A 12,460-nucleotide genomic window follows, 5' to 3' on the forward strand; every position below is an offset into this window, starting at 1 on the left:
GTCGTACAGTTTGTCCGTTGCACAAAGCTAGTTGATTTGGAGGAGGAGACGATGAGTGTTTTTATAAGTTATATTCTTTTAGGTTTATCATTAGCTGCACCCATTGGGCCGGTTAATGCAGCCCAAATTGATAGAGGAATAAAAAACGGCTTTTTTCATGCCTGGCTTGTAGGCTTAGGTGCTACAGTTGCCGATGCTTTTTATATGTTATTAGTGTTTGTAGGGGTCGTGCATTTTTTAGAAATTCCTTTTATGCAGACGTTCCTGTGGATTTTCGGTTTCTTTGTACTCGTCTATACTGGGTTTGAAAGTTTATCAGGAGCAAGTCAAATCAATGTTAACAACATGAGAAGCCAAAAAGAATCGCATTTAAAATCGTTTATGTCAGGATTTTTTATGTCCTTATTTAACCCGCTGACGATCCTTTTTTGGCTAGGTATTTTTGGTTCGATTTTGGCGAAAACCGTAACGACTTATGGTACAGGAAAAGTTATTTTGTATAGTGCCGCCATATTTATTGGAATTACAATCTGGGATTTAACGATGGCTGGGCTTGCAAGTACGATGCGTAAATATTTAACGAATCGATTATTGACGGTAATTTCTGTTATTTCAGGTTTGTCGTTGATTGGCTTTGGGATCTATTTCGGTATTCAAGCAGCTACTGTTTTATTTTCGTAAACAAGGAACCAGGGCCATTATCATCATCCTTTGTTTTATTCCAAAAATGTTTCATAATTAAAGTGACGATTCCGATTACAAAAATAAAAGCTAAGCTCACAAAAAAGCCAGGACGGCTCGTTTGGTGAAAAACGGTCCCAAAAACACCGAGAAAAACAAGAATAAATCCTAAAATCCGTTTAATGTTCGACATTAATGTCATCTTAATAATTCTACCGTATGATCCGAGAATGAAAAACCAATTGTACAGAAGCATTAGTCCAGCGGCTGTCGTCACGTATTCATAAATTCGCCCAGGCATAATTAGCGCTAAAACAATAGATATCGTTATACCGCCTGTAGTTAATGCCATCGCAGGGAGGGCAATATCTTTCTTTACCCGTTTTGAAAGAATACCTGGTGCATCACGGTCTTCTGCAAGTGTTACAAGAATACGAATGATTGCAAACAACGAAGCAACCATCGTGGAAAAACCGGCGATGATGAAGACCGCATTAAACACATGGGGAACAAAGGCTAAGTCATATTGATTCAATGCAGTTACAAAAGGACTTTTTTCTGTCGTAAATCGGTCCCATGAAACCATTAATAGGGCAAGCCCGATGGAAGATACATAAATAATAGCTAACAAAAACAACATGACCTTACCTGATTTCGGTGCTTCTTTCATATCCTTTAAACGGACAGCTAATAGACCCATAATTTCAATACCGGCATAACCGTAAAACCCATAAATAAGCGATGGCAACAGACCTGTTAGTCCATTTGGAAAGACAGTATCATACGTTCGTGGAATTCGAAACGCGTCACCGTCTCCAGCCCCTAACACGCCAAATAGGGCAAGGAGGGCTAGAATGATAAACATTAAAATGGCTGCAATTTTTAGAACAGCTAGTAAGTTTTCTACACGGTCAAAGCCAGACGGTCCCATTAGGATGACGAGCAAACCAAGAATTGAATAAATTGTTGCGAATACCCATAATGGAATATTAGGAAACCAAAACCGTGAGAAAATTGACAGGGCAGTCATTTGGCTACCAATAATCAACAGTTCAGAAAGGAAATATACCCATCCACTCGTAAAACCAGCCCAACGTCCGTATGCATGCTTTGCATATGTACGAAAAGACCCTTTTTGTGGATCATTAATCATTAATTTAGCTAGTGCTTCGTATACAAAGTACGTTCCAATCGCGGCTATAACATATGAAAAAATAACAGATGGCCCAGCCATATTTATCGCAATACTTGAACCGAGGAAAAACCCTGTTCCTATTGTACAAGCAACACCTAATAACGAGAGTTGCCACCACTGTAACGGTTTTTCTTTTTGTTCAGCGGAATTTGATTTCATTTCCCATCACCACTCCCTTGATCTTGATTGTATTGTTCGATAAGGACGGTCACTTTATGTAAGAAATAACGTAATCCTTTGAGAGATTTACACCCTTTATAAGGATAAAATTTTTATATTGTGTAATACTAAAGTTGAAATAAATCAGTTCACCATGATGAAGGAGGCTATCTGTATGAGTCAACAAGTTGTAGCTGTCAGAAAAAATAACGAAGGCGATATCATAGAATTAAAATTATCGAGTGGACAAATTGTTGATTACAAGCAAGCTCAAATGATGGCACAAAACGGTGAAATTGAACACGTCAATGTATTCAGAGGACGAGATGGAGACATGCATCTTCGCAGTGATGCAGATGGCGATCCAACGAACAATTTAGACAACTTACCAACTTTTTAATCTAATGAATAAAATTAAGATAGAGAAACGGAAGGAAGACTACTTAATAAGGTGGTCTTCTTTTTTGTGGTTTTAACATAAGATAAGTGTGTGTAAGAAAGTGAATTGAATATGTTGGTAAGGGAATAATCATGTGAAAAATAAAAATAAAATAACAACTATAAACCTATTGTGAGAACAAGTTATATGTTAACATATGAAAAAAGTGAGTTTACGTTTAGTTTATTAAGAAGGGATTATCTTTGTATTTATTGAATGTTTATATAATATAAATGAAAGTGTAAACGGAATTTTAAAAGAAAGATACAATGAGTTGATAGGTTTTTTGCTAACGCGGAAACGAAACGGATTTATAGGGGGAGTGAGGAAAATGAATTTACGGGGACATCATTTATTATGTTTATTAGGCTATAGTGGACATGGATATTCTCCTTCTTTTATTAATAAAATGGAGCACCTCGCACCGATTTATCGAAAATTAGATCTTGATTTTGAGATATATGTAAATGAGCATACGGATGAAATTTGCAAGCATTGCCCAGCAATGGAACGGAACAACTGCACCACATTTGAAAAAGTGGATTATGAGATCAGGGAACTGGACCGTAGAATAAATGAAAAATTACAAGTACGCCCTGGTTTTTATTATTCCAAGAAAACTATTTTTCGACGAATACGAGAGAATATTGAGCCAGATGATTTAGATATCCTATGTAAAGGATGTAAATGGCTTTCATATGGTGTTTGTAAGGCTGCTATTCGCCAATTAAAAGAAACAGAAATTAGCAATGTTTGAATTGGAAGATATCTGAGTAATTAATAAAGTTAAACTACTTATATGTGAATATATACTAGCGCTTAATCCCAAAAAACTCTAACTTAAAAGGTACCTTTAATATTTGAAATTTTCAGAAAAAATATATACAATATAGTAGAGTTTATATTAGGGAGGCTACGTATGTATAAAGAGACCATGCAATCTTTATTTGAACAAGCTTTTTTCAATTATAAGGACCGAACGGCCATTAAGTTTCAAGAACAAGAATATACTTATGAACAAATCGAACAACATGCAAATCGTTGTAGTTGGTCGATGATTGAGCTAGGTATCGGGCCTGGTGAACGTTCTGCACTACTCATGTCTAACTGTCCGGAATTTATTATGGCGGATTTAGCGATTATGAAAAGCGGTTCCGGTAAGGTTCCGTTAAATGATATGTTAGTTGAAAAAGAGATTCAGTATATTTTGCAAGACTCTGAAGCAAAGATCCTATTTGTTGGACCCGATTTTTTCGATGTGATCCTCAACATCAAAGAAAATCTTCCTCATTTAAAATACATCGTAGCCATTTGTGAGCAAGAAAATTGTCCGTCAGAATTTATTCCTTGGTCCCAATTTATCGCACTTCATCCTAGTGAAAACCCGCAAAGCAAATTACAACCAGAAGATTTATATTTGCTCGCCTATACAGGTGGTACAACTGGTTTACCAAAAGGTGTTGTACATACTCAAAGAAACGGTTTCATTAATATGTGTTCACACATGATTGAAACTGAAATCAGTGAAAAAGAAAAAATGTTAATTTCCACTCCACTTTCCCATTCAGCAGGTTTGTTTACTCAAACAGGATTACTTCGTGGTGCTACAATTATCATTGAACCAAAATTTGATCCCCAAAAAATACTTAGGATTATTGAAGAAGAAAAGGTTACTTTTACATTTATGGTTCCAACGATGATCTATAGAGTGCTCGACGAATTAAAAAATAATACCTACAATGTTTCTTCTATTAAAACGATTGTTTATGGAGCTGCACCTATTACGGAACAGCGATTAAAAGAAGGGTTAGATCGGTTCGGTTCAGTTTTTCTCCAATTTTTTGGGCAGACTGAGTGTCCCAACTTTATAACTAAGCTGACAAAGCAAGACCACTCCTTGGATAAAGACCGGGTTCACCGATTAAAAAGTTGCGGTCGTCCTGTTTTAATGTGTAATGTAAAAGTTGTTAATCCAAATGGAGACATGGTGGCTACTGGAGAAGAGGGAGAAATTATCGTTCAGTCTCCGTATGTTATGAATGAGTATTATAAATTACACGAAAAGACTGAAGAGACGATACAAAATGGATGGTTATTTACAGGAGATGTCGGAAAGATTGATGAAGATGGTTTTGTTTACTTATTAGATCGGAAAAAAGACATGATAATTAGTGGTGGTATGAACGTTTATACGACGGAAGTAGAGAATGTTATTCAACAACATCCTGATGTAAGCCAAGTTGCAGTCATTGGTGTACCTCATAAGGATTGGGGTGAAACAGTGCTGGCATTGATCATTCCGACACTTGATTGCGTGAACAAGGATGAGATCTTAGACCACTGTTCACGACTATTATCTAAATATAAACGACCAAAAGATATAGAATTCGTTAAGGAATTTCCTTTAACACCATATGGTAAAATTGATAAAAAGGCATTGAGGACAAGATATTGGGGAGTTGTAGAACGAAACGTGAACTAGTGAATGATTTTCACGTATTCATGATGAATAGTTAAAGAAGTATTAGTTTAAGTTTATTTGAGTTCATGGGTTTTGATTTTTCAGAGCCTTTTTTTTTTTTTTGGAAATAATTTCATAATTAATTTTCCACTTCTATAGCAAATAATAATGGATGGAGGGGATGAAAATGATCAATCGACTTAGCGTATTGTTTAAAACTTTGTTGTCAAAAGTTATTCAGCGAATGAACAATATTCAAGTGTTTTTGATAAGTTTAACTTACCTCCTAACGGTTCGATCTAGCCGAATTTAAGCATTAATAAAAGTGTAATTAGAAAAACTAGTGCCTTCCGAATGCACTAGTTTTACATAATAATTTTACCTTGGGGTGGAAATGATGACACGAGCGATAGAAGCAGTAACCGAATTGTTGCAATCTTTTATAGATGATGAACCGAAACCACCGTTACATGTAGGTGAAGTGATGAGCTTATGGACGGCTGTCACTGCATTCCAAGAGGCAAGGGCTCTTTACCAAGCCGCACTTAACACAACAACTGATTCTGATTTAAAACATACATTAGAAAATGCAGTTCAAGCATCAAAAAAAGATTACGAAATGATTAAAGAGTTCTTGATTAAGGAGGGAGTTCAATTACCTGCAGTAAATGAAGATAAGCCGCACTCAGACCCTGCTGCAGTTCCTGAAGGCGTTAGACTAACAAACGATGAAATTGCAAATTTAATTTCTGCAAAAGTTGCCACTTCCATTGCCTTTTGTGCAACTTCCATGTCTCAATGTATAAGAAGTGATGTCGGTCTGTTGTTTTTTCAAATCCAAGTCCAACTGATGAAATTTGCCTCACCGCTTAAAAACTTAATGAAAGCGAGAGGATGGTTGAAAAGTCCGCCACCTTACTCACCTCCTGGTGTCCCAAGAGAGCATAGTTAATGAAATCATTGGTTTTAAACATTCATCGTTTAATATACTTTCTGTAACTGTAATGTTGCAGGAGGTATATTTTTGTTTGCATAAATATTACGGGTAACTAAAGAAATCTATCAGAGACTCCCAAAAGTTCCCTTCATTTTGGTACAATAATAACCGAATAGTCTAAAAATAATAAATAAAATACATAGTTCATATAAAGGAGAAATGAATATGTTTTCGAACTGGAGAAAAGTTTTACAAGAAGAACTTTCAGGCAGACAAGCGTTTCGATATGCCGATCGAATTGCGCAGTTTCATCGGATTCAAGCGTCAACTGGGTACCGTGAAGCGGCAGAAGCGGTTGTGAAATTATTAAAACGTGATGGGGTCGATGCTGAATTAATTTCCTATTCAGCTGAAGCAGGCAGCCGATTTTTAGCTCATCGGACCTTCCAAGAATGGCATTGTAATCATGCTGAGTTATGGATTGAAGGAGAGGAGCGGAAGCGGATTGCACGGTTTGAAGAAGAGGAAATTTCTGTTGTACAACGAAGTGTAGCGACACCACCTGAAGGGGTTGAAGCCGAACTTGTTGTCGTTGAACAGGCAGAAGACCCGACAAGTTATGATGGATTGAATTTAAAAGGCAAAATTGCGCTTGTTCGTGGAAACCAATTTTTAATTCATGATCTAGCCGTAGTGAAGCATGGGGCAATCGGGCTTGTATTTGATAATTTAAATGAGTATGCCCCGATCCGAACGCGGTTAGATATGCCTGATGCTATCCAGTATACGTCATTCTGGTGGCAGGGAGACGAACAAAAAGCATTCGGTTTTGCGGTTTCTCCAAGAGTTGGAGAAGAATTACGCGCCAAAAGTAAACAAGGAACGGTTCGTTTGAAAGCAAAAGTGGATGCCAAGCTGTATGATGGTCACTACGAGAATATCGAGTTTTTTATCCCTGGAAAACAACAAGAAGAAGTTCTTCTAGTCAGTCACTTATGTCATCCGTATCCTGGGGGACAAGATAATGCATCAGGCCCTGGTACATTAATGGAAACGATGCGAGCATTACAGAGACTGATCAGTGAAGGGAAGCTGCCGCAACCTGATTTAGGGATACGTTTTTTAATGATGCCTGAAATGACAGGAACGTATGCGTACTTTGCTCAACACCCGGAGCGGAAAGAAACGACTATTGCAGCGCTGAACTTAGATATGGTGGGAGCGGATCAGACGAAAGGTGGTGGCCCGTTATGTATTGAACAGCCACCAATGGCAACGCCGACTTTTCTTGATCGTTTTGCTTATAATTTATTTCAGCGAGCAAGTTTGAATACGAGCAATTTAACAGGAACCTTCAGCTATAGTACAACCCATTTCTTAAGAACACGGTTTTCAGGAGGAAGTGATCATTATATTATTGCAGATCCGACGATTGGGATTCCATGTCCGATGCTCATCCAATGGCCAGATAAGCATTACCATACGACCGAAGATTCTACGAATAACCTTGATCCAAACATGATGGAAATAGTTGCACAGACGACAGCTTTATATGCATATGGTTTGGCGAATGGCAGTGAACAAGACTGGTCGTTACTATTAAACAATGATACCGCTACGAGATACACAGATTTACAACAGGCGCTTATGACGATATATAATGATCAGAAACTTAAAAAAGATTGGGCAGGAGCCTTTGAATTTTATTGTGAGTATGAAAAAAGTGCATTGGAAAGCTATCGACAGTATGCCGACATTCGCAAGTTTACTAGCATTCCGCAACAAGTTGATCGAGCGCAAGAATTACTAGGTGAACAAATAAAAGTTTTACAACAGCACGAACAGGAAACCGAAGCTTTGGGTGCTAGGACTGAAACGAAAGCGGCTAGTCTACCATCAGAATTTACAGAGAAGGTGTATAAAAGAACCTATGAGGGTCCGTTTGATTTAACGTTTGAGTTAGAACGACTACCGTTAGAAGAACGCTTACAATGGTATGAATACAAGAAACAGACAAAGCCCCCAGCAGGTTATGAAGTGTTTTTACAATATTGGATCGATGGCACTCGTTCCGTACGAGAGGTTTTGGCATTAGTTCACATGGAGTCAGGATCCTATGACTTGGAATATGCCCAAAACTATTTGCAGCTATGTGAGCGGTTAGGATTAATATCTTGCAGGGACGATAGCTAATGCTAGCTACAAATGGTAGATTGTCCATTCGAAAACTGATGGATTGTGAATCAGATTATAAATTACTCTATAAGTGGTTAAATGATGAAGTCGTTCAAGAGTATTACGAAGGAAAAAGTGTGAAACATACTCTTGAACAGATTCACGATGAGTATCGTCCACGAGCGATCGGCAAGGACTATGTGCAAGCCTGTATCATCGTTTACGGTGACGAAGCCATTGGTTATTTACAGTTTTATCATCTACAACAAGAAGAAATTGAGGCGTACGGAGCTGCAAGAAACGAACAAGTGTATGGAATCGATTTATTTATCGGTGAACCGACTTATTGGAATAAAGGAATTGGAACAGACGTAATAAAGTTAACAGTCGATTTCTTATTTACCAAGGTTGGTGTACATGAAATTTTCATCGATCCGCAGACGTGGAACGAAAGGGCGATTGCTTGTTATGAGAAATGTGGCTTTCAAAAAGTAAAAGTACTTCCTAAACGAGAATTATACGACGGAGAATATAAAGATAATCAAATCATGCGGATCACACATAAGGAGTTCAACGAAAACTGATAATTGGAAGACGAAGCAGAGGCTGTTCCTATGAAACAGCTTCTGTTTTTATTGTGCCGCACTCACTTTTACAAAAAAAACGAAAAATAGTATAGTAGTGGTACAGAAGTGATGGGGAGATGGATGGAGTGGATTTGAAATATAGAGAAAATAGCGTATGGAAAACAACAGGGATGTTATGGTTAGGCGTTGCTGTTCTAAATTTTATTTGTCTACTATTTCTATTTATTGGGTTAGGGTTTAGTGCTTATACAGTTATTGTCGCGATTATTATTAGCTGTAATGTGGCATTAAGTATAGTTATAGGAATTTATTATTTACGTTTGAATGACATTACATATATACAACTGGAAAATGACAGGTTGTTAGTTCATAAAGGCCTTATTCGTTTGAAGCGGCAAATTAACTATGATGATATTGAAGAAAGTAGAATTAGTGACAATAAACTAATCTTACTATTAACGAGCGGAAAAGAAGTTGAGATTAATTTGGACTTATTAAAAATAAGAGACTTTGACAAACTTAATATTAAATTGAGTGAGCATGTTGAAATAAGACAAGCAAATTAATCTACGATTCGATACTCGCAGACAGCAACGCCATGCGGGTATTTTTATTTGAGCTGCGTAGATAAAAAATGGATATCTCTAGAAAAGGATGTATGATGAAGATGGTTCTTTATCTCTTCTCATTTACAATGAGCTTAAACGTAGACAGTTATAATCGGTTAGTGTGACGGGGCCATATTTGGCTGAGACAGGGATAGAGGAACCTTGAGGAGGATAGAGATGACTATACTAGAAACTAAACGTTTAACATTACGAAAGATGAATGTTCAAGATGAAGATCATCTTATAAAAATATTTTCCGATCCCATTGCGATGCAGTACTATACATCAACTAAGACGAGAGAAGATGCACGAAAATGGATAAACTGGAATATAAAGAATTACGAAAAACATCAGTCGGGGCTTTGGATATGCGAGTTAAAAAATACAGGCACATTCGTTGGTCAGTGTGGGATTGTTCCGCAGATCGTAGATGGTCAAGAAGAAATGGAAATTGGGTATTTATTTGTTCGAGACTACTGGGGACAAGGATTTGCAACGGAAGCAGCAAGGGCTGTTCGGGACTATGGTTGGAATAAGCTTGGATGGTCTCGTTTAATCTCGATGATCTATAAATACAATACCCGTTCGATCAAAGTTGCTGAACGGATAGGTATGAGTATGGAGAAGGAAACGAATATTAAAGATCGACCTACCCTTATTTATTCCATCATTTGTAACTCTAGGCAGGGATCAGCGGTTTTATAAAACGAAAAATTTTCTGAAGGAGGCATCCTTTGATTTGGCATATAATGATACTTGTCATTGCGTCTAATCTCGATGATTTAGCGGTAGGTTTTTCACTCGGTATGAGAGGGAAAATTCCGCTAAAGGTTATATTCATCATTGCGATTTTTTCGGGGCTAACGATGGGGACAGGGTTATATTTTGGAGACGTTATTGCTGGGGTGATACCAGAGCATTTATTATTCTATTTAGCTTCCTTTGTTTTTCTCATCATTGGTTTATGGTTTTTATGGGATGCTAGAAAATCGAACCAAGAGGAGATGGGTGATAAAAAGCTGGATCTAAGCTTAAAAGCTGCGGTCCTTTTAGGGATTGCATTAGGGATCGACTCTTTAGCCGCAGGCTTTTCAGGTGGATTGGCAGGTTTTCCAATTATACTATCAAGTGTATTGGCCTTTGCAACTAGTTTCCTCTTTATATGGGCTGGCTCCAAATTTGGTCACTTAGTGGCACTGAATGTATTTAAAAATCATGCAAGCTCGATATCTGGTTGGTTATTTATTGCCCTCGCTTTATTTATATTGTTCATTTAAATCACTTGGTCGTAGGTGTTTGCGATCAAGTTTTTTGGTTTATTCGTGTTTTTCATACGAAGCAAATAGTCAAACAACTTCTATATAAAAAAAGGGTGGCATAATCATATATATTTGCTAAAAGTACTTAAAAGGGGGAGTTACTAAAAGGAGGGCTTCTATGAGTGAGATGCAACTAAATGAGGTAAAAGTAAACCCAACCGACCAGTCATATTCATTTATAACTGTAGTATTAGTGTGGTGTGGACTCGTAGTATTATCGAGCATGTATATTACGATCCCGCTTATTTCCGTTTTTAGTTCAACTTTTGAAGTTTCATTACAGCAAGCAGCTCTAACAGGAAGTGTTTTCTCCCTCTTCTACGCACTCGGTTGTTTAATTTTTGGGGCACTTTCTGATCGATTTGGACGCAAAGCCTTTTTAATAATTGGAATATGCTCCATTACAATTGTTACTCTTTTGATTGGATTTGTCGAAAGTTTTTATTGGTTACTGATCTTAAGAGCGATTCAAGGAGCCGTTGCTTCTGTATATGCGCCTATCTCTCTTGTTTATGTAGGGGAAGTGTATCCTTCGGAGAAGCGATTGACAACCATCGGATTTATTACCTCAGGTTTTTTGACGGCAGCTATTTTTGGGCAAGTGTTGAGCAGTGCGATTCAAGAGCTTTGGAGCTGGCCAGTAATCTTTTTTACTCTGGCAGCGTTGTATTTTATTTCCAGTCTTCTCGTTATTTTCGTACTTCCTCGAGAGGAACGAAGCTCGAGGGGGTGGAGCGTGTGGGCTATTTTTAAACAAATGGCAGTTTTGCTGAAAAATAAACAGTTGCTGCTTACATTGTTCATTACGTTTCTAACACTCTTTTCACTCGTTGCCATGTATACGATATTGGGCAGCTATTTAAGTACGAATACGTTTGGGTTGTCGAGCCAAGTAATTTTAACGGTTCGAGCAGTCGGGATTTTTGGCATTATATTTGCTCCTTTTGCTGGAAAGCTTTCTAATAGATTTGGTATTTCAACTGTATTACGTGTGGGAATGGTTCTTGCAAGCGTAGGAGTGGCGATGGTAGGTGTTTTCTCCAATTTAATTTTGATAGTTCTTATGAGTGTTGTATTTGTGGCAGGCATAGCATTAGTTTGTCCCGTTACAATATCAATGGTCAGTATATTAGGAGAAAAAGTAAGAGGTACTGCCGTTACATTTAATGCTTTTATTTTATTTGTGGGGGCAAGTTTAGGACCGGTTACAGCGATTTTTTTAATGGATGTTTTGAATTATACGATGAGTTTCCTAGTACTTGGGGCTTTTCTTTGCATAGGATTAATCGTATCTATGTTTATTAAGATTAAATAATTGCCTCGTACAGCTGGCTCAACTAGGAACTCACACTTATTGAAAAGGGGTTGTAGTTTGAGTCAGTTTTTTCTTAACCAAAGATTTAAGAGTAATGTCGGGAGTTGCTCTTCTATAAGAAGAGTTAATCAATAAAATCGTTCAAAAAACAAACCTACTGAAAAGGGAGAACACCGCTTTTCATAGTAGGCTAATTATTTCGTCATTAAAATTCTTTTCATCCCTCTCTTTGCCATATTAAGTGCGATTATTGATGTTTCATAAAAAACTCCGAAGACTTATTCTTCAGTTTCCCTAGCGCTCTTTTTAGAAAGTTACCAAGGTCCTTTGACGATTTTACTCGTTCATAAGTTGCTTCAAACTCTTCAGATCGAATCGGGTATTGTTCTCCACTCGGTTCAGTGATCAAATAGTCACCCGGTAAACCTCTTACTGTACCTTCTGCTGTTTCAATTGTAATCGATCTCTTCAGTTTTACTGCTTCTACGACGACCGGTATTTTTCTATATTTAGGCATGTAATCCCTCCCTCCAAAACCAATCCCTGTTCAAGTTAATGTTTTAATAGGGTCTAAGAGCTTGGGA

General features: G+C 37.5%; 13 protein-coding genes. 11 read left to right on the top strand and 2 right to left on the bottom strand.

Going from position 1 to position 12,460, the window contains the following annotated elements; all coding sequences use genetic code 11:
- The first annotated feature begins 51 nt into the window (after window positions 1-51).
- Window positions 52-681 (top strand): LysE family transporter, encoded by a 630-nt coding sequence (locus AC2VNP_RS12935; RefSeq protein WP_486917721.1) that lies wholly within the window; start codon window positions 52-54, stop codon window positions 679-681.
- On the opposite strand, the gene AC2VNP_RS12940 is transcribed toward AC2VNP_RS12935, so the two are convergent.
- Window positions 662-2,035, bottom strand: coding sequence for an amino acid permease (locus tag AC2VNP_RS12940; protein WP_486917722.1), 1,374 nt, complete (start codon window positions 2,033-2,035; stop codon window positions 662-664). The genes AC2VNP_RS12935 and AC2VNP_RS12940 overlap by 20 nt on opposite strands.
- A gap of 175 nt (window positions 2,036-2,210) precedes the next feature.
- On the opposite strand from AC2VNP_RS12940, the gene AC2VNP_RS12945 reads away from it, so the two are divergent.
- The 10 genes from AC2VNP_RS12945 (at window position 2,211) to AC2VNP_RS12990 (ending at window position 11,876) form a co-directional block, all read left to right on the top strand.
- Window positions 2,211-2,435, top strand: coding sequence for a DUF3892 domain-containing protein (locus tag AC2VNP_RS12945; protein ID WP_486917723.1), 225 nt, complete (start codon window positions 2,211-2,213; stop codon window positions 2,433-2,435).
- Window positions 2,436-2,805: 370 nt separating this feature from the next.
- Window positions 2,806-3,231 carry a DUF1284 domain-containing protein gene (locus tag AC2VNP_RS12950; protein ID WP_486917724.1) on the top strand — a complete coding sequence of 142 codons (426 nt, stop codon included), beginning with the start codon at window positions 2,806-2,808 and terminating at the stop codon, window positions 3,229-3,231.
- Between the two features lie 162 nt (window positions 3,232-3,393).
- On the top strand, window positions 3,394-4,956 hold the full coding sequence (locus AC2VNP_RS12955; RefSeq protein WP_486917725.1) for a long-chain-fatty-acid--CoA ligase: 1,563 nt from the start codon (window positions 3,394-3,396) through the stop codon (window positions 4,954-4,956).
- Between the two features lie 373 nt (window positions 4,957-5,329).
- The gene (locus AC2VNP_RS12960; protein ID WP_486917726.1) at window positions 5,330-5,887 is read left to right on the top strand and encodes a DUF3231 family protein; all 558 of its coding nucleotides are present in this window, start codon (window positions 5,330-5,332) and stop codon (window positions 5,885-5,887) included.
- Between the two features lie 210 nt (window positions 5,888-6,097).
- Window positions 6,098-8,065, top strand: a complete 1,968-nt coding sequence (locus AC2VNP_RS12965) for a DUF4910 domain-containing protein (protein WP_486917727.1) — start codon at window positions 6,098-6,100, stop codon at window positions 8,063-8,065.
- Entirely contained in the window at window positions 8,065-8,631 is a 567-nt protein-coding gene (locus AC2VNP_RS12970; RefSeq protein WP_486917728.1) for a GNAT family N-acetyltransferase, read from the top strand. The genes AC2VNP_RS12965 and AC2VNP_RS12970 overlap by 1 nt, the downstream gene beginning before the upstream one ends.
- Before the next feature lie 128 nt (window positions 8,632-8,759).
- Window positions 8,760-9,200, top strand: a complete 441-nt coding sequence (locus AC2VNP_RS12975) for a hypothetical protein (RefSeq protein WP_486917729.1) — start codon at window positions 8,760-8,762, stop codon at window positions 9,198-9,200.
- Window positions 9,201-9,419: 219 nt separating this feature from the next.
- On the top strand, window positions 9,420-9,947 hold the full coding sequence (locus AC2VNP_RS12980; protein WP_486917730.1) for a GNAT family N-acetyltransferase: 528 nt from the start codon (window positions 9,420-9,422) through the stop codon (window positions 9,945-9,947).
- 29 nt (window positions 9,948-9,976) lie between these two features.
- Window positions 9,977-10,519: a manganese efflux pump MntP gene (locus AC2VNP_RS12985; RefSeq protein WP_486917731.1), complete on the top strand. Its 543-nt coding sequence runs from the start codon at window positions 9,977-9,979 to the stop codon at window positions 10,517-10,519.
- A 160-nt stretch (window positions 10,520-10,679) separates the two neighbouring features.
- On the top strand, window positions 10,680-11,876 hold the full coding sequence (locus AC2VNP_RS12990; protein WP_486917732.1) for an MFS transporter: 1,197 nt from the start codon (window positions 10,680-10,682) through the stop codon (window positions 11,874-11,876).
- A 247-nt stretch (window positions 11,877-12,123) separates the two neighbouring features.
- Here AC2VNP_RS12990 and AC2VNP_RS12995 read toward each other — a convergent pair whose 3' ends face one another.
- Window positions 12,124-12,393, bottom strand: a complete 270-nt coding sequence (locus tag AC2VNP_RS12995; RefSeq protein WP_486917733.1) for a hypothetical protein — start codon at window positions 12,391-12,393, stop codon at window positions 12,124-12,126.
- Between the last annotated feature and the right edge of the window lie 67 nt (window positions 12,394-12,460).

It is taken from the genome of Alkalihalobacterium sp. TH-98 (genome assembly GCF_057473385.1).